This is a genomic window from Sinomonas sp., from assembly GCF_036848755.1.
Taxonomy (GTDB): domain Bacteria; phylum Actinomycetota; class Actinomycetes; order Actinomycetales; family Micrococcaceae; genus Sinomonas.
The window spans coordinates 25,021-42,747 of the sequence record NZ_DAIUJO010000020.1 but is presented as its reverse complement, the minus strand read 5'-3'; the positions used below and the strand labels follow the sequence as shown (position 1 = coordinate 42,747).

At 68.2% G+C, this 17,727-nt stretch carries 19 protein-coding genes; 6 read left to right on the top strand and 13 right to left on the bottom strand.

Annotation, left to right across the window (positions count from 1 at the left end; all coding sequences use genetic code 11):
* From V7053_RS05015 to V7053_RS05000, 4 genes are all read right to left on the bottom strand, one after another.
* Positions 1-416: alcohol dehydrogenase catalytic domain-containing protein (locus V7053_RS05015; RefSeq protein ID WP_334171169.1), on the bottom strand; the 416-nt coding region annotated here is incomplete at its 3' end.
* Between the two features lie 164 nt (positions 417-580).
* Positions 581-1,432 (bottom strand): transglutaminase family protein, encoded by an 852-nt coding sequence (locus tag V7053_RS05010; protein WP_334171168.1) that lies wholly within the window; start codon positions 1,430-1,432, stop codon positions 581-583.
* On the bottom strand, positions 1,429-2,355 hold the full coding sequence (locus V7053_RS05005) for an alpha-E domain-containing protein (protein WP_334171167.1): 927 nt from the start codon (positions 2,353-2,355) through the stop codon (positions 1,429-1,431). The genes V7053_RS05010 and V7053_RS05005 overlap by 4 nt, the downstream gene beginning before the upstream one ends.
* A 78-nt stretch (positions 2,356-2,433) precedes the next feature.
* A complete protein-coding gene (locus V7053_RS05000) occupies positions 2,434-3,990 on the bottom strand; it encodes a circularly permuted type 2 ATP-grasp protein (RefSeq protein WP_334171166.1) in 1,557 nt (518 codons plus the stop codon).
* Between the two features lie 124 nt (positions 3,991-4,114).
* On the opposite strand from V7053_RS05000, the gene pepN reads away from it, so the two are divergent.
* Entirely contained in the window at positions 4,115-6,760 is a 2,646-nt protein-coding gene (gene pepN, locus V7053_RS04995) for an aminopeptidase N (RefSeq protein WP_334171165.1), read from the top strand.
* A gap of 128 nt (positions 6,761-6,888) precedes the next feature.
* Here pepN and V7053_RS04990 read toward each other — a convergent pair whose 3' ends face one another.
* From V7053_RS04990 to V7053_RS04965, 6 genes are all read right to left on the bottom strand, one after another.
* Positions 6,889-7,947 carry a lipoate--protein ligase family protein gene (locus tag V7053_RS04990; RefSeq protein ID WP_334171164.1) on the bottom strand — a complete coding sequence of 353 codons (1,059 nt, stop codon included), beginning with the start codon at positions 7,945-7,947 and terminating at the stop codon, positions 6,889-6,891.
* Positions 7,948-8,069: 122 nt separating this feature from the next.
* Positions 8,070-8,327, bottom strand: a complete 258-nt coding sequence (locus V7053_RS04985; protein ID WP_138442799.1) for a type B 50S ribosomal protein L31 — start codon at positions 8,325-8,327, stop codon at positions 8,070-8,072.
* Between the two features lie 233 nt (positions 8,328-8,560).
* Positions 8,561-9,178: a hypothetical protein gene (locus V7053_RS04980; protein WP_334171163.1), complete on the bottom strand. Its 618-nt coding sequence runs from the start codon at positions 9,176-9,178 to the stop codon at positions 8,561-8,563.
* 543 nt (positions 9,179-9,721) lie between these two features.
* Positions 9,722-10,567, bottom strand: a complete 846-nt coding sequence (locus tag V7053_RS04975) for a TrmH family RNA methyltransferase (protein ID WP_334171162.1) — start codon at positions 10,565-10,567, stop codon at positions 9,722-9,724.
* Entirely contained in the window at positions 10,564-11,358 is a 795-nt protein-coding gene (locus V7053_RS04970) for a sulfite exporter TauE/SafE family protein (RefSeq protein WP_334171161.1), read from the bottom strand. The genes V7053_RS04975 and V7053_RS04970 overlap by 4 nt, the downstream gene beginning before the upstream one ends.
* A gap of 1 nt (position 11,359) precedes the next feature.
* On the bottom strand, positions 11,360-12,163 hold the full coding sequence (locus V7053_RS04965; protein WP_334171160.1) for an ABC transporter ATP-binding protein: 804 nt from the start codon (positions 12,161-12,163) through the stop codon (positions 11,360-11,362).
* 67 nt (positions 12,164-12,230) lie between these two features.
* Between V7053_RS04965 and serB the strand changes: the two genes are divergently transcribed.
* Positions 12,231-13,109, top strand: coding sequence for a phosphoserine phosphatase SerB (serB, locus tag V7053_RS04960; RefSeq protein WP_334171159.1), 879 nt, complete (start codon positions 12,231-12,233; stop codon positions 13,107-13,109).
* Between the two features lie 72 nt (positions 13,110-13,181).
* Here serB and V7053_RS04955 read toward each other — a convergent pair whose 3' ends face one another.
* Positions 13,182-13,940 carry an SDR family oxidoreductase gene (locus tag V7053_RS04955; protein WP_443022512.1) on the bottom strand — a complete coding sequence of 253 codons (759 nt, stop codon included), beginning with the start codon at positions 13,938-13,940 and terminating at the stop codon, positions 13,182-13,184.
* A gap of 39 nt (positions 13,941-13,979) precedes the next feature.
* On the bottom strand, positions 13,980-14,705 hold the full coding sequence (locus V7053_RS04950) for a beta-ketoacyl-ACP reductase (protein ID WP_334171157.1): 726 nt from the start codon (positions 14,703-14,705) through the stop codon (positions 13,980-13,982).
* A 199-nt stretch (positions 14,706-14,904) separates the two neighbouring features.
* On the opposite strand from V7053_RS04950, the gene V7053_RS04945 reads away from it, so the two are divergent.
* The 4 genes from V7053_RS04945 to V7053_RS04930 are packed head-to-tail and all read left to right on the top strand — an operon-like array spanning position 14,905 to position 17,042.
* Entirely contained in the window at positions 14,905-15,375 is a 471-nt protein-coding gene (locus V7053_RS04945; protein WP_334171156.1) for a DUF3099 domain-containing protein, read from the top strand.
* Positions 15,376-15,386: 11 nt separating this feature from the next.
* On the top strand, positions 15,387-15,626 hold the full coding sequence (locus tag V7053_RS04940) for a hypothetical protein (protein ID WP_334171171.1): 240 nt from the start codon (positions 15,387-15,389) through the stop codon (positions 15,624-15,626).
* Between the two features lies 1 nt (position 15,627).
* Positions 15,628-16,542 (top strand): SURF1 family cytochrome oxidase biogenesis protein, encoded by a 915-nt coding sequence (locus V7053_RS04935; RefSeq protein WP_334171170.1) that lies wholly within the window; start codon positions 15,628-15,630, stop codon positions 16,540-16,542.
* The gene (locus tag V7053_RS04930) at positions 16,539-17,042 is read left to right on the top strand and encodes a YbaK/EbsC family protein (protein WP_334171155.1); all 504 of its coding nucleotides are present in this window, start codon (positions 16,539-16,541) and stop codon (positions 17,040-17,042) included. Before V7053_RS04935 ends, V7053_RS04930 begins: the two co-directional genes overlap by 4 nt.
* Here V7053_RS04930 and V7053_RS04925 read toward each other — a convergent pair.
* Positions 17,011-17,712, bottom strand: coding sequence for a pyridoxamine 5'-phosphate oxidase family protein (locus V7053_RS04925; RefSeq protein WP_334171154.1), 702 nt, complete (start codon positions 17,710-17,712; stop codon positions 17,011-17,013). The two genes, V7053_RS04930 and V7053_RS04925, sit on opposite strands and share 32 nt — an antisense overlap.
* Positions 17,713-17,727 lie beyond the last annotated feature (15 nt).

The following is a 17,727-nucleotide window of genomic DNA, read 5'->3' as shown; positions in this document are numbered from 1 at the left end:
GGGAGGGAGATGAGACCATTGTCCGCGAACGGCACCCGGACGTACTCCGCTTGGGTCCCGTCGATGAGGTGGCCGAAGATCCAGCCGATCCCGCCGAGGGTCTGGCAGTGCGAGGTCAGGCCGGAGCGGCAGAAGTCACACCGCATGCACTTGCTGATGCACGAAACGATGACTCGGTCACCCGCCTTGACCTTGGTGCATTCCGAGCCGACCTCGGTGACGACCCCGACGCCCTCGTGGCCGAGAATCCTTCCGTCAGTCACGGCTGGGACATCGCCCTTGAGGATGTGCAGGTCCGTGCCGCAGATCGTGGTCGTCTCGATCTTCACGATCGCATCCGTCGCATCCTGGATGGCCGGATTAGGTACGTCCTCCCAGGCCTTCTGGCCGGGAGCGTGGTAGACGAGTGCCTTCATGGTGGAACCTCCTGATGCGTGGCGCCTCTTGGGAAGACGGCTGGTCGAGGAGCCGAGGGGCTCCACGGTCATGATCGCCAAGCGATCGGTCTTCCGATAGAGGCTGGAGGCTGGAGATACCAGAAGGGGCCTTCGGGGGCCGCGGCTTCGCGGCTCCCGAAACGTCAGGCGAGGCGAGCGATCTCCACGGACACGTCGAGATGCGATCCGCCGCCCCCGGAGAGGATCCCCTTGAGCGGGGGCACGTCCCGGTAGTCCCGGCCCCGGGCCACCGTCACGTGGAAGTCTCCTGCCGGCTTGTGGTTGGTCGGATCCCAGCTGCGCCAGTCGCCGTCCCACCACTCGAGCCAGGCGTGGGACTGACCCGCGACGACCTCTCCGACCTCGGCGGACGAGCGCGGGTGCAGATAGCCCGATATGTACCGCGCGGGGATGCCCAAGCTGCGCAGCGAGCCGATCGCGAGATGCGCGAGATCCTGGCACACGCCCTGCCGCTGGTTCCACGCCTGCTCTGCGTCCGTCGTGACGCCGGTCGAGCCTGGCATGTAGCGCATCTCGCCCCTCAGCCACTCGAACACGGCGTGGGCCGCCGCATTCGGATCCAGTCCTTCAGCGAGCAGCGGCACGCGCCCTAGCACTTCGGCGCCGGGCCCAGACAACCGCGACTGCGGGAGCCAGTCGCTGAACTGGTCCTGGATCTCAGGGCTCCTCAACCGCTCCCACGGCACAATCGATCCCTCCGCCGGTGCCCGCTCGACGCGATGCACTTCGACCGTCGTCGTCGACGTCACCTCGAGGTATTCGTGCGGCAACTGCATGTCGAACGCCGTCACGCGCGTTCCCCAGTAGTCGCGGTACGTGCTCACGGCCGCCTGGGTCGGCAGAACGCGGACCTGCGATTCGAGGACCACTTGCTGCGGCTCGGTGAGCGGCGTCATGCGTGCCTCGTTGTAGCTGAGCGTGACGCGCTGGTTGTAGCGGTAGGCGGTCCGGTGGACGATCCTCAGCCTGGTCATGAAACCTCTCCCACCCAGGCCAGCTCGTCAGCCCGATTGAAGTACTTCCGCGAGATCGCGTCCGACGCCTGGGCCACGGCGCGCTGGACCCGTTCCATGTGCTCGGGCAGTTCGACCATGAGGTCGTCGGTCCGGTGGAACTCGAGGAATGTCCTTGCTTGGCCCACGATCCTCCGTGCGTCGTTGATGTGCCCGAGCCGGGTATCCGAGGGATCGAGTTTGGCGAGGGCTTCGTCGGCGTCGCGCAGCGCGTACACGATCGAACGCGGGAACAGGCGGTCCATGAGGAGGAACTCCGCGGCATGCCGGTCATCGAAGGCGGCACGCCTGGTCCGCAGGAACGACTCGTACGCGCCCGCACAGCGCAGCATGTTGACCCAGGACATGCCAGCCGTGTGCACCTCGCGCGTCGAGAGCATCCGCGCCGTCATGTCGGCTCGTTCGAGGGACCGTCCGAGGACCAGGAAGAGCCAGCTCTCGTCGTGGCTCATCGTCGTATCGGTCAGTCCGCCGACCATCGCGGTCCGCTCGAGCACCCAGTGGCAGAAGCGGTAGGTCCCTACGACGTCCTTGCGGTGCTGGCTCAGTCCGTAGTACGTCGTATTGAGGCATTCCCACAGGCTCGAGGACACCGTCTCACGGGCCCGGCGTGCGTTCTCGCGCGCGGCGCCGAGGGAGCCCGCGATCGACGTCGCGTGGGTCCGGTCGAAGGCGATGGCGTGAAGGAGCTCCGGCAGCCCGAATTCGTCGTGGTCCGGGCGGGACCCCATCACCCCGAGCAGGTCCTGGGCCACGCTGCGCTGGTCTTCCGGAGGGAGGTGATTGAGCCGCTCGAGGTGGACGTCGAGGATTCGGGCCGTCCCGTCCGCGCGCTCGACGTAGCGCCCGATCCAGAACAGGGATTCAGCGATGCGGCTGAGCAAGGAAGCCTCCTCGGGCGGTGGGAGCGGTGGCGACGACGGGCGCGGTACGGGCGGGGGCAGACGGACGACGGCGCGGGCTCACTGCTGCTGTTCCGCCTGCCGATCCCGCCAGCTGCTCTCGACGGGCCAGACGCTGGTTCGTTCGCGGATGCTGATCGAGTGCCTCGGCTCTGCCTCGATGGGCACGTTGCGGGATTCCGCAAGCACCCAGGTGTCCTTCGACCCGCCGCCCTGGCTCGAATTGACGATGAGGCTGCCCTCCTTGAGCGCGACCCGGGTCAGCCCGCCGGGCAGGACCCACACGTCGTCGCCGTCGTTCACGGCGAAGGGACGCAGGTCCACGTGGCGTGGACCGAACCTGTTGCCGCTCAGCGTGGGCACCGTGCTGAGCTGGAGCACGGGCTGCGCAATCCAGCCGCGGGGGTCCTCGACGAGCCGCCGCCGGAGTGCATCGAGCTCCTCCCGGCTCGCGTCTGGACCGATCACGAGACCCTTGCCGCCTGACCCGTCGACGGGCTTCACGACGAGTTCCTCGAGCCGGTCGAGCACCTCCTCACGTGCCGCGTCCTCCTCGAGCCGGAAGGTGTCGACGTTCGCGATGATCGGCTCTTCCCCGAGGTAGTAGCGGATGAGGTCGGGCACGTACGAATAGACGAGCTTGTCGTCTGCCACCCCGTTGCCGACGGCGTTCGCGATCGTCACGCCGCCCGCCCTGGCCGCGTTCACGAGGCCGGGGCAGCCGAGCATCGAGTCGGAGCGGAACTGCAGCGGATCAAGGAAGTCGTCGTCGATCCGCTTGTAGATGACGTCGACCCGCTGCTCGCCCGCCGTCGTCCGCATGTAGACGCGGTTGCCGCGGCAGATGAGGTCCCGGCCCTCGACGAGTTCGACACCCATGAGCCCGGCCAGCAGCGTGTGTTCGAAGTAGGCCGAGTTGAAGACGCCGGGAGTGAGGACGACGACGGTCGGTTCGTCGACGCCCGCCGGTGCGGTCCGGCGCAGCGCGGAGAGCAAGCGCCGGGGATACTCCTCGACGGGTCGGATCGGCTGCTGGCTGAAGGCCTCGGGAAGGCCCTTGGCCATGGCGCGCCGGTTCTCGAGCACGTAGCTCACCCCCGACGGCACCCGGACGTTGTCCTCGAGAACTCGGAACGTTCCGGTGCCGTCGCGGACGACGTCGATGCCGGAGATGTGCACGCGCACACCCCCGGAGGGCTCGAAGCCGTGCACCTGCCGGTGGAAGTGCTTGCTGGAAGTGATGATGCGGCGCGGCATGATCCCGTCGGACGCGACGGACATCTTGCTGTAGACGTCGTTGAGGAACGCCTCGAGGGCGCGCACCCGCTGCGCCACCCCCCGCTCGAGGACGTTCCATTCCGCGGCGGAGATGACCCGCGGGACGATGTCGAGCGGAAACGGACGCTCCTCCCCCGCGTAGTCGAAGGTGACCCCCCGGTCGAGGAACGTTCGTGCCATGGAATCGGCCCGCGAACTCACGTCGGCGAGATCGAGGCTCGCGAGCGCTCCCTCGAGCTGGCGGTACGTGGGGCGTGCCACCTGATCGGGGGCGAACATCTCGTCGTATGCGCCCGTCCGGGCCGCAGCGACGGCGTAGTCCTCGAAGAGATCCGACATAGGGGACAGCTTTTCACCAATTCGCGGCGCATGCATATTCGGCAGTTGTCGCGGCGGCTGTTTCGGGCGTGTCTTCGGGATTGCCGCATCCTGGCTCGTCGGCGAGGCGTGGTTGAATGGCGGCGTGTCGAACGAGAACCTGAGCCGCGACGAAGCAGCCGAGCGCGCTCGACTCATCAACGTCGAGTCCTACCACGTGACCCTCGACCTCCGTGCCGCAGAGGATCCGGGCAGCACCACCTTCGAAACGACGAGCGTGATCGACTTCAGCGCGGTCCCCGGCGCGTGCACCTTCGCGGACTTCGTCGGCGAAGCGGTCACAAGCGTCGTGCTTAACGGCCGCCTGCTCGACGAATCGAGCGTGTACGACGGCGCTCGGATCCGGTTGGATGGCCTCGAGGGCCGGAACCGTCTCGAGGTGACAGCGCTCGCGCGGTACAGCAGGAGCGGCGAGGGGCTGCACCGGTTCGTCGACCCAGCCGACGGCAGCACCTACCTGTACACCCAGTGTGAGCCCGCCGACGCCCGCCGCTACTTCGCGAACTTCGAGCAGCCCGACCTCAAGGCCGCGATCGCCTTCACGGTCCTGGCGCCGTCGCCTTGGGTCGTGAGCGCGAACGGCCCAGCCGTCACCCGAGCCGAGCTCCACGCCGACGGCGCGAGCCTCGGCGTCGCCCGCTGGGATTTCGGCCCCACCCCTCCGATGTCGACCTACCTCGCCGCCGTCCTCGCGGGCCCCTATCACTATGCAGAGGACAGCTGGACGGGAACGGCCGCGGATCCGTCGGGAGCCGGCACGGCCCCGCTCACCATCCCCCTCGCCGCCTACTGCCGTGCCTCACTGGCCGAGCACTTCGACGCGGACCGGATCTTCGCCCTGACGAAAAGCGGGCTCGACTTCTACCATTCGGTCTTCTCTCCGGCCTATCCCTGGGGCAAGTACGAACAGGCCTTCGTACCGGAGTACAACCTCGGCGCGATGGAGAACCCGGGACTCGTGACGTTCACGGAGCATTACGTCTTCGCTTCGCGGGCAGCAGATTCGCAGTACGAGGGCCGTGCCAACACGCTTCTGCACGAAATGGCCCATATGTGGTTCGGGGATCTGGTGACCATGCGCTGGTGGGACGATCTCTGGCTCAAGGAGTCGTTTGCCGAATACATGGGGACCCTCGGCGTCGAGAGGGCGACCGACTGGGAGACCTCGTGGGTGAACTTCGCAAACCGGCGCAAGGCTTGGGCCTACGTCCAGGATCAGCTCCCGACGACGCACCCCATCGTGGCCGACGTGCCGGATCTCGAGGCTGCCGAGCAGAACTTCGACGGGATCACGTATGCGAAGGGCGCCTCGGTGCTCAAGCAGCTTGTCGCCTACGTGGGCGAGGACGCCTTTTTCGCAGCGGCCCGCGAGTACTTCGAGAAGCACGCCTACGGCAACACGTCCCTGTCGGACCTCCTCGATGCGCTCGCCCGCGCGTCCGGTCGGCCGATGGACGAGTGGGCGGCTGCCTGGCTCCAAACGGCTGGCCTCCCGCTGCTCGAACCCGAGGTCGAGTACGACGGCGGCCGGCTCGCCGCGCTTGCCGTGCGGCAGACGGCACTCGACCCCGTGACCGGCATATCAGCGCCCCGACCGCATCGGCTGCGCGTGGGTCTGTATTCGCGGGGAGTCGACGGCAGGATCGAGCGCACGCGTGGTGTCGACGTCGAGATCGCCGGCGGACCGTCGGGCGAGCTGACGGAGGTGCCGGCATTGGCGGGGCTTCCTGCTCCTGATCTCATCCTCGTCAACGACGAGGACCTCACGTACGCCAAGGTCCGTCTCGACCCGACGTCGTCGGCTACAGTCCGCGCGTCCCTCGGCGACATCGCGGACCCGCTCGCCCGCGCCCTGTGCTGGACGGCGCTGTGGCATGAGGTACGAGATGGCGGAGCCCCCGCTCGCGACTATGTGCGAGCCGTCGCAGCGTTCGGACCGTCCGAGTCGACCATCGGCGTTCTTCTCACCGTGCTCGACAACGCAAGGACCGCGATAGAGCGGTATGCGTGCGCCGGCGAACGGGACGCGCTCCGCGAGGAGTATCTGGCTCGCGTCGCCGGCCACCTCAAGGAGGCCGATCCAGGCTCCGATCCACAGCTTGCGTGGGCGCGGGCACTCGCGAGGGGCAGCCGGTTCGGCGGCGGCCAGCTAGCTCTGGTTCGCTCACTCCTGGATGACGACGGCGCCGTGCCGGGCATCGCGGCAGACGCAGAGCTGCGCTGGTCGCTGTGGCAGGCCTTGGCCGCCCGGGGAGAAGCGGACGAGCATGCGCTCGAAGCCGAGCTCGAGCGGGACGCGACCGCCCGGGGACGGGTGGGGTGGGCCCTCGCCCTCGCGGCCCGCCCAACGCCCGACGCCAAGGCTGAAGCCTGGAGCGCCGTCGTCGAGCGCGACGACCTCTCCAACGAGCTTCTCAGCGCGACCATCGGGGGATTCGGCCTCGGGTCTGCGGAGCTCCTCCTTCCCTTCCAGGAGCGCTACTTCTCGTCACTGGGCAAGGTGTGGGCCGAGAGGTCCAACGAGATGGCGAGCCGGATCGTGTCCGGGCTCTTCCCGGGCAGCGATCTGGACCCCGACGCCGCGCCCGAGGACGACGGCGTGCTGCGGCGCGCCGACGCGTGGCTCGCCGACCACGCGGAGGCGCCGCGAGCACTGCGGCGCATCGTCGTCGAGCAGCGCGACCATCTGCGCCGCGCGCTCGTGGCCCAGTCACGGTCCCAGCGGGCCTGATCCCCTTGCGCCGTCACCTCCGCACGGTGCACACCCTGCGGAGGTGACGGCGCAACGGAGGGGGGCTGCGCGACGGAGGGCGGCGGCGGAGGGCGGGGGCGCCGACCGCGACGCGCGGGTGCCGGGGCTCAGGGGACTCGATGAAGCCAGCTGTGGGTGCCGAACTTGGAGGATGCGAGCTCACGGGCCGCCTCGCGCGACGCCGAAGAGAGCTCGGCCCGACGGGCCCCGTAACGGCGCTCGAAAGTCCCCATCATGGCATCGAGAAGGGCTCCACGGTCCAGGCCGGTCTGGCGCTTGAGCGGATCGACTCGCTTCCTCGCACTCGCGATGCCCTTGTCGGAGATCTTCTCCCGGCCGATGCGCAGGACCTCCGTCATCTTCGCGGCGTCGATGTCATAGCTCATGGTGACGTGATGGAGCATCGCGCCGTTCCCGAACCTCTTCTGGGCCGCGCCGCCGATCTTGCCCTCCTCTGTCGCGATGTCGTTGAGGGGCTTGTAGAACGCCTTCACACCGACCGAGCCCAGCGCCTCCATGACCCAGGCATCGAGGAAGGGATAGGAATCAGCGAACGAGAGGCCATCCACCAGAGATGTCGGCAGGTAGAGCGAATACGTGATGCAGTTTCCGGCCTCCATGAACATGGCGCCGCCCCCGCTCACTCGCCGCACCACGGTAATCCCGTGGCGCGCCACCCCTTCGGGATCAACCTCATTGCGATAGGACTGGAACGTCCCGATGACCACGGAGGGCTCGTCCCAATCCCAGAAGCGGAGGCTGGGTTTGCGCATCCCCTCCCCGACTTCCCTAGTGAGCACTTCGTCGAGCGCGACCTGCTCGGTGATCGGCAACGCCGTCGGCGGGATCACCTCCCAGTCGTGGTCCGCCCACGTGGTGGCGTGCCCGAGGGCACGGCGCACAGCCACGGCGACAGCGGCGGCGTCAAAGCCGAACATGACGGTGGAGGGGCCCACCGCTTCATTCACAGCCGCGGCGATCGCCGCGTTCGGCGCCTCCGTCGAAAGGCCGACGAGCGCTTCGTTGATGTCGTTGAGGGCCTCATCTGGCTCGAGGAAGAAATCCCCATTGATGCTCGCCCAGGTGATCTCGCCGTCGTCCGCCGCGATGTCGGCAACGACGAGCTTGCCGCCCGGCACCTTGTATTCGCCGTGATATTCAGCCACCCGACAAGCCTAATCCCGCCCCGACGGGGGCGGAGGGCACCAGGCCGCGGGACGACCGTGGGCAGGAAAAGACGAAAGGCGCCGCCCCGTTGGGCGGCGCCTTCGTGCGGCAAGGACCTGTGTCAGGCCTTCTTGCCGAAGCTCTTGAAACGCGCGTTGAAGCGCTCGACGCGGCCTGCCGAGTCCATGATGCGCTGCTTGCCCGTGTAGAACGGGTGCGACTCGGAGGAGATTTCGACGTCGATGACCGGGTAGGTGTTGCCGTCCTCCCACTCGATCGTCTTGTCGGAGGTGACCGTGGAGCGGGTCAGGAACTTGGTGCCGGAGGCGAGGTCGTTGAAGACGACCGGCGCGTACTTCGGGTGGATATCAGACTTCACAATGGGACCTTTGCTAGGGCTCTGGATTTTGCCAGAGGCCAGGTGTGAACGCCCTCCCGATTGGAGGACCAGCCATGAATTCTAGCATGGGCACGCCCAGCGGAAGGCGCTGCGGTTGGGTCTGCCTCCTCGGTGCGGGGGCAGTTCAGCCCTGCCGGAGCGCCCAGTCCAGAGGACAGAGATCAGCTGCCCGCAGGTTCGCCATCGCCTGACTGAGCTGCTTGCTCCAACGTCTATTTCGAGCAGACGCCGGCGTACTTGGCAGGGACAGAGATCAGGAAGGGGCTCGAGGTGTTGTTTTGGCCGGGCACCAGATACAGGTACGCGGCGCAGTTCTCCCCGGAAGGTGTCTGCTCCTGCGGGCCATCCAGCATCGGGGTCACCTGGTAGACGACCTTCGCCGGCTGCGCCAGTCCGGCAACGAGCTGGTTCACCGACGCGACCGGCACATGGGGGATGGTGCCGGGCGTCGAGGCCGACGACGCGGCTGCCATCGGCTTGGCCTCCCCCGGTCCGAGCGGGGCGGGAGACGCGTTGCTGGGACTGGGACCGAACGACAGATTCGCCAGCTGCAAGGCGCAGTAGGTGGGCGCGCCACCGTCTCTCATCGTCATCCCCGGCAACACCGCTGATGCTTGGTTGGCAGGCGCGTTGTTGAGCAACCCCTTGCCGATGGTGCAGACCGGCGAGCCGATGGGATACAGCGCGAAGGGGGACCACACGTACGATTCAGGGTCGGGCTGGCCCGATGTGGTGTTGGTGACGGTCGCCGTGGCGTTCAGCTTGAAGGTGACGCTGGCGAAGCCGGGCGGATTGTTGGTACTCGACGTCGAGAACTCTGGAGCGCTCATGCTGTATGCGATCGTCGCCGTATGGCCATTCGTTGATGAAAGCGATACGGAGCCCGTGTCAGAGTCCCCGGTGGACGTCGCAGTCGGTGAGGCCGCCGCGCTTGAAGCTGCCGGCGAGGGAGGAGCCCCGGACGCAGAGCAGCCTGATGCCATCAGCGCCAAAGCCGCAGCCAAGATTGCAGCAGATGTTCCTCGACGCATCTCTTGCCCCCAAACCTGACCCTCAATGACCAGCTCGGTAGTCCTCAGACGACGATGCTGCGGATCGTACACCACACCCCTCCGGGTTGGGCGAGAGTCCTCCAGCCCTATACCGTCATGGCAGCACCCAATCCTCGCCAAAACGCTTGATCGGCTTATGCGCCCGCTCGCGCGCGCAGGCAGGGGTCTCGAAGGGAACTCCGTCTCGACCAGGCAAGACAACTGCGGCAAGCGCTCCAGGAAGCGCTAGGAGCGGCACCTCCAGCCTGCCCGAGGGCGACGAGTGGATGGGAGGCGTTCGGCGAGGGCCCTGCCGATCCCTGAAGTGGCGCCGGTGAATCGCTACCTCGTGGCGTAGAAGGCGACCGCAGACGAGGCAGCGACATTCAGCGAGTCGACGCCGTTCATCATCGGGATCGTGACGCGCCGGTCGAGCACCCTGTCCGTCTCCGGGGTCAGACCGTCGCCCTCGGTGCCGAAGACCAGGGCCAGATTCTCGTGGCCCTCGGCAACCAGCTCGTCGAGCGTGATCGCGCCCTCCCCCAGCGTCATCCCGGCCACGACATAGCCTGCCGCCTTCAGCAGCTTGACGTCGCCAGGCCACGACTCGATCCGCGTCCAGGGCACCTGAAACACCGTGCCCATCGACACGCGGATGGAGCGGCGGTAGAGCGGGTCAGCACATTGGGGTGTGACCAGGACGGCGTCGACGCCGATTGCCGCCGCGCTGCGGAAGACCGCACCCACGTTCGTATGGTCCGTAAGATTCTCCAAGACCGCGATCCTCGAACGCCGCTTCACGGTGACGATGTCCTCAAGCACCGCGGCCGTGCGCGCGTCGGCGAGGAGCGCCTCGACCGGAACCGGCGCGGGACGTTGCATCGCCGCCATCGCCCCTCGATGGAGGTGGAAGCCGGTGATTTCCTCGAGCAGTCCCGGCGGTCCGACGAAGGCCGGCACGTCGGGAAAAGCGTCCAGCACGTCGGCGAGCCCCTCGAGCCACTTCTCCGCGAGGAAGAACGAACGGGGCTCGTGGCCGGCGGCCAATGCGCGCCGCAGCACCCGAGACGACTCCGCGATGTAGAGACCTTCGGCCGGTTCGCGGACCTTCCGAAGGTGCACGTCGGTCAGGCTCGTGTAGTCGGCCACCCTCGGGTCGTCCGCGCCCTCGATGCGGACGACGCTCATGCGATGAGCTTCCCGACCAGGTTGATGAGCGCCACGACGCCGAGGACCACGATCACGACGCGGAGGACGGTCGGCGACATCCGCCGCCCGATGCCTGCGCCCAGGAAGCCGCCCAGAAGCGATCCGACCGCGATGAGCAGGACGACGAGCCAGTTGATCCGGTCGAACGCGAGCAGCAGGTAGGAGACGGCGGCGATCAGGTTCACGACGAGGCTCAGGATGACCTTGATCGCGTTGGACTGCTGGAGCGTGCCGTGGAAGAAGATCCCCAGCACCGCCATGAGCAGCACGCCCTGCGCCGCCGTGAAGTACCCGCCGTACACGCCGATGACGAAGACGAGCACGTAGAGGATCATCGGCAGCTTCTGATGGTCCGCCTGCTCAGGGGTGACGTGGGTGAGCGCCTGCCGCCGCCTCGCCCACGCGGCGAGCCGGGGCTGGAAGATGACGAGCAGGATCGCGATGACGACCAGCACGGGAGCCACGTAGCCGAACACGCTCTCGGGCAGATGCAGCAGGAGGATCGCACCGAGGAGGCCCCCGACGAACGAGACGGGCAGGAGCCGCAGCAGCGTGCGCCAGGCGCTCGCGGCCTCCCGCCGATAGCCCCACGCTCCCGAGAACCCGCCCGCGACGAGGCCCATGGCGTTCGAGATGATCGCGTTGACGGGCGGGTACCCCAGCGCGACGAGGACAGGGAACGTCACGAGCGAACCCGAGCCGACAATGGTGTTGATCGTGCCGGCCCAGAGGCCCGCGACGAAGACGAGGAGGTCCCCCCAGATATTCACGTCAGACGGTCGCGCCGGCGGTAGCCCGCCGGACTGCGGTGTAGCGACCGCCATTCGCAGTCACGTCAAGCGGCAGTCCGAACGTCTCGCTGAGGTTCTCTTCTGTCAGCACGCCGTCGATCTCGCCCTCGGCGACGACACGCCCGTCTCGCAGCAGCAGCGCATGGGTGAAGCCGGGAGGCACCTCTTCGAGGTGGTGCGTGACGAGCACCAATGCCGGCGCGAATTCATCCTCGGCCAGCTCGCTGAGCTTGTAGACGAGTTCCTCGCGGCCACCGAGGTCCAGCCCAGCGCCGGGCTCGTCGAGCAGGAGCAGTTCGGGGTCGGTCATGAGGGCGCGGGCGATCTGGACGCGCTTCCGCTCGCCCTCGCTCAGCGTCGCGAAGACCCTGCCGAGGAGAGGGCCCATGCCCCACTCGTTGAGGAGTGCGAACGCGCGGCGCTCGTCGTCCTTCTCGTAGGCCTCCCGCCACCGGCCTGTCACGCCATAAGCGGCGGTCACCACGACGTTCAGCACCTTCTCGTGCTCGGGAATCTGGTTCGCGAGGGCCGCGGAGGCGAGGCCGATGCGCGGCCGGAGATCGAAGACGTCGACCCTGCCGAGCGTCTCGTCGAGGATCTTCACGGTGCCGCGGGTGGGGTGCATCCGCGCGGCAGCAAGCTGGAGAAGGGTGGTCTTGCCCGCTCCGTTGGGCCCCAGAACTACCCAGCGCTCGCCCTCGCGGACCTTCCAGTCGACGCCGTCGAGCAGCGTCTTGGCGCCGCGGACCACGCTCACGCCGGAAAGCTGGAGTACATCGCTCATGAAAGTAGACCCTATTGCAGACTTCCGCCGTCGGCGAACCGCGGTCGCAATCGATAGAATTTGGCCTATGCCCTCCCGCTTCGCCCTGATCCTCTCTGCCCGCACCCTGCTGCCGCAGGCGGAACGCGCCGCCGTCGAGCTCCTGGCACCGATCGGCGCCTCGGTCGGACGATTCGCGCCGTCCGGCGACGGACGCTACGAGGTCCTGACGGCCGCCGTCGAGCTCGACGCCTCCCGAGTGGCGGAGGCGCGCGAGGCGCTCGCCGGGCTCGCCGAGGCGGAAGCCGCGCTCGTCCCGGCACGAGTTCGGGAGGCCGAGCGCAAGTTCCTCATCATGGACGTGGATTCCACGCTCATCCAGCAGGAGGTCATCGAACTCCTCGCCGAGCACGCGGGCAAGCGCGCCGAGGTGGCGGCCGTCACGGAGGCGGCGATGCGGGGAGAACTCGATTTCGCCCAAAGCCTCCACGCCCGCGTGCGCACCTTGGAGGGGCTCCCGGTCGAGGTCATCGACCGCGTCCGCGAGGCGGTGCTGCTGACGCCCGGTGCCGCGGAACTCGTCGCCGCGTACCACGCTGCCGGGCACGCCGTCGCCGTGGTGTCCGGGGGCTTCAATCAAATCCTCTCGCCGCTCGCCGAGCGGCTTGGCCTCGACTTCTGGCGCGCGAACGAGCTGGAGATTGCGGACGGCCGGCTTACCGGCCGGGTCGTGGGCGAGGTCGTCGACAGGGCCGTCAAGGAGCACAGCCTCCGCGTGTGGGCCGCCGAACGTGGCGTGCCGCTCGAGGCGTGCATCGCGGTAGGCGACGGCGCCAACGACCTCGACATGCTCGCGGCTGCGGGGCTCGGCGTGGCGTTCCATGCAAAACCCGCCGTGCGCGCGGCGGCCGACGCCGCCGTCGACCTTCCCTACCTCGACGTCGTCAGGCACTTCGCCGGGCTCTGAAGAAGCGGACGGGGCCCTTCAACGCTTCCAGCGTTGAAGGGCCCCGTCCTGCAGCTTCTCGGCTCGCGCGGCTCAGCCGGTGAAGTGCTCGGCCCCACCGACCAGCTCGGTGTGGCCGTTCGGCACGTCGGCCGTGACCATCTTCGCGACCTCCGCGGCGAACTCGTCGACGGAGTAGAGCTTTCCCGCGGCCTCGCGGCGGGATTCGATGGCGCCTGGTGCCGCACGCTCGAGCAGGGTCGCCGTGATGGTGCCCTCGATCATGTCACCCGAGACCACGACGAACGTGATGCCCTTCTCCTCGAGCCACGGGAGGAGCTCGCGCAACGCGAGTTCGCCCGCATGCTTGGACCGTGCGACGGGCTCATAGGCGTCCATCGTCGGGACAGAGTCGATGAAATGGGCCTGGTGGCTCGTGACGAAGACGACCCGCGAGCCAGGCTTCATCCGCTCCGCCGCGGCCTTGAGCATCGCGACCTGCGCGTCGCGGTTGAGCCGCAGCGCGTAGTCCTCGCCGAGTCCGCTCTCCATCCCGCCGGAGGCGTTCAGCACGAGGATGTCGAGCGAGCCGAACTCGTCGATCGCGGCCTGGGCGAGCTTCTCGACGTCGTCTGAATCCGTGAGGTCGCCCCCCACGGCGACGGCGCGCCCGCCGGCAGCCTCGATCTCCGCCACGATCTTGTTGGCGCGCGGCGCCTTCTGCCGGTAGTTGATGACGACGGCGGCCCCCTCGCCTGCGAGGATCTTCGCGGTCGACGCCCCGATGCCCCGCGACGATCCTGTGACGATCGCCGTCTTGCCAGCGAGCTGCGCTCCGTGCCCTGTGCCCATCTCTGTCATGTCGTTCCTTCCTGCGTGGAATTCAGTCCCTCAGTGCCCCATGCCCAGGCCGCCGTCGACCGGGATCACGGCGCCTGAGATGTAGCCAGCCTCGTCGCTCGCAATCCAGCGGACCACATGTGCGACCTCGTCGGCGTCGGCGAACCGTCCGGCAGGGACGCGCGAGAGGTACTCCTTCTGCGTCGCTTCGGGGAGCTCCGCCGTCATGTCCGTCTTGATGAAGCCGGGCGCCACGACGTTCGCCGTGATGCCACGCGAACCGAGTTCGCGGGTGAACGACCGTGCGAGGCCTACGAGCCCCGCCTTCGACGCCGAGTAGTTGATCTGGCCCGGCGCGCCGTACAGGCCGGAGACGGAGGAGATCAGGACGACGCGGCCCCGCCGCAACCGGATCATGCCCTTCGACGCCCGTTTGACGACCCGGAACGCGCCGGTGAGGTTCGTATCGAGCACGGATGTGAAGTCGTCCTCGCTCATCCGCAGGAGCAGCATGTCCTTGGTGATGCCGGCATTGGCGACGAGCACCTCGACGGGCCCGTGGGCGGCCTCCACCTCGGTGAAGGCGCGGTCGACCGACGCCTCGTCCGTGACGTCGGCCTGGACGCCGAGGATGCCCTCGGGGAGCTCAGTCGGCGTCCGGTAGGTCACAGCGACCTTGTCGCCGATGGCGGCGAAGGCCTTTGCGATGGCCAGGCCGATGCCGCGGTTTCCTCCGGTCACGAGGACGCTGCGCGGGGTGTGGGCTTCCGTGCTCACGGTGCTCCTTCGAGGGGTCGGTGATCCGGCAGCGTGTGGGACGAAAGCGGCCGGCGCCCGGCGTCCGACTGCCGTTCTCTGTCGAGCATCCTAGCCGCCGCGGAGCCGCACTGCCGCTTACCGGGCGTCAACTGCCCCGCGATCACGGGCCGGATTAGCCCGGTCGGTGGCCCAGTGGGACAATGGATCGACTGGGAGAATGATGAAGAGATTGACTGACGGGACCGGTGAGGGACCGGAGGACGAGCGGTCCTCCGACGATCCGGAGGTCCACAGCATCACGACGGCGGCCGAAGCCCACAGCGTTGACATGCACAAACGCATGGTCCGCTATGCCACGGCCATGGGCATCCGTGTCGTCTGCATTGTGCTGCTCTTCTTCCTCGACGGGTGGCTCAAGCTCATCGCGGTCGCCGGAGCGGTCTTCCTCCCGTGGGTCGCGGTCGTCATTGCGAACGCCCAGGACAAGGCGGACACCACGAGCGACGGCCTCCTCGACGCCCCACCGCTGGCCGAGCTGGAGGGGGGGTACGGGCGGCTCTCCGAGGACAACGTCGTCCTTCCCGGCGAGGTGGTCGACGGAACCGAAGACGACGGCGCGACGGACCACGACGACAAGGCGCCGAGCTCTCACAACGAGAGCGCTGGCAAGGAGGAGAAGGACGGGTGAACCTGCTGGGAATGCTGCCGGTCGGCGCGCAGGAAGTCGCGATGTGCTCACGCAAGGGCTGTCGTGCCCCCGCCGCATGGCAACTGCTCTGGAACAATCCCCGCATCCACACCCCTGAGCGGCGCAAGGTCTGGCTGGCGTGCGACGAGCATCGCGGCTGGCTCGAAGACTATCTCCAGACGCGGTCACTGTGGATCGAGACGCTGCCGCACCGGGAATCCACCGTGACGACCGATGGAGGGGATCGCTGACGTGTACCGCTTCCTCTTCTCCCGCCAGTGGCTCACCTACCTCGGCCTCGCGATCCTGTTCGCCGTGGCGTGCGTGTTCCTCAGCCGCTGGCAGATGTCCCGGCTTGCAGAGACCCAGGCGGTCATCGACCTCGTCAACAGGAACTACAACGCGGCCCCCGTGCCGTTCAGCCAGGTGTCTGACCAGTTCAAGCAGCTCGGCTCTGACCACGAATGGCAGCAGGTCAGCTTGCACGGCGCGTACGACGTCGCCGACACGCGCGTCGTGCGCAACAGGCCGCTCAACGGCCAGCCCGGGTACGAAGTAGTCGTCCCGCTGCGACTCGATTCGGGGCAGACCGTCATCGTCGACCGCGGCTGGCTGCCGATCGGCAACAAGGAGCAGGGCAAACCGGACACCGTCCCGGCGCCCCCCGCCGGCGACGTGACCGTCGTCGTGCGCCTCCTCCCGAGCGAGGCGAGCCTCAACCGGGGGGCGCCCGCCGGCCAGCTTGCAGAGATCAACCTGCCGACGTACGCGAGCCAGCTCCACTACCCCATCCAGACGGGGGCATACGGCCTCATGGCCAGCGAGTCGCCTGCCGCGGCCACGACGCCGACGGCCCTGCCCATGCCGCAGCCGGACGACGGAACCCATCTTTCCTACGCGCTCCAGTGGCTCGCGTTCGGCGTTCTGATGTTCATCGGGTTCGGCTACGCTGCCCGGCAGCACGCCCGCAACAAGGCGATCGACGCCGCGGCCGAGGCCGCGGAGGCGGCCTCCACCGCGCAGGAGGAGGGCCGCGACCACGCCGAGGCCCAGCGGGTCGCGGACGCAGCTGCGGCAAGGGCCGCGCGGTTCGTCCCGAAGAAGCGGCGACGCCCCACAGCCGAGGAGGAAGAGGACGCGATCCTCGACGCTCAGGGGTATCGGTGACCTCGGGCGTCCCAACGGCCGCCGAGCCGCACAGCGACCCGGCCGCCGTCGACCGCGTCCGCCGAGCCCTGCTCGCTGCAGGCCTCCCGGACACGGTCCGCACCCTCGACGACGACGTCCCCACCGCCTCCGCGGCCGCTCAGGCCCTGGGATGCGACCTCGGGGCGATCGCCAACAGCCTCGTCTTCGACCTCGACGGCGGCCCACTGCTCATCCTGGCGAGCGGGGCTGCCCGAGTGGACACGAAGCTCGTCGCCAGGCAACTCGGCGTCGAAAAGGTCCGCCGAGCCTCGCCGGAGTTCGTCCTCGCCCATACGGGGCAGCGCGTGGGCGGTGTTGCGCCGGTCGGGCATCCCAAGGCACTCCGTACGCTGATCGACGTGCATCTCGAGGCGTACCCGCTTCTGTGGGCCGGCGCGGGCGACCACCGTTCCATGCTGTCGATTACCTACGCAGACCTTTCGAGGGTCACCGGCGCTGAGCCGCTCGCGGTGCGCTGACCGGGCGGAGTGCAGCAGCACGTTCGGCCACGTCGGCCGGAACCGGGCCTTCGCAGTCCTCATCAGGGATCGGAGCGCCAGCGACGAGGGTCAACGGAATGTGGCCGCCCCACACGCCCGCGGCGACGTCGTCGGGTTCGTCGACCGGTCCCCCCGCGCGCTCCTTCATGGACGCCTCGGCCAGAGGCACGGCCAGGACGGCCGTGGCCGCGAGTTCCCTGCGCGTGCTGGGACGGAGTGTCAGCCAGCGGCCGGGGATCATGTGATCGACGATCGCGGCCAGCGCGCGGTCGCGTTCGTCCGGATCCCCGACGCGCCTGGCACGACCGATGACGACCGCGCTCCGGTAGTTCATCGAATGGTGGAATGCGCTCCGTCCCGCGACGAGCCCATCGAGCTCTGTGATGGTCACACAGATGTCCCGGTCGAGCGCCCCCGCAAGCCAGCCCGCCGCCACGGACCCGTGGAGATAGAGGCTTCCTCCGGCGTCGGGGCCGTCGAGGTCAACGCCGAAGGCGGTCGGGAGCACGACCGGATGGTCGCCGACGACGACGCCGAGGTGGGCGAGCAGGGCTTCCTGAAGGAAGGCGTGGAGCCGCACCCGGTCGGCGACTGCACGATTGCGGCCTCGCGTGATGGTGGTCCGCGGAGTCGGTGAGAGTGAATCCATTGCTCTATCCTCGAA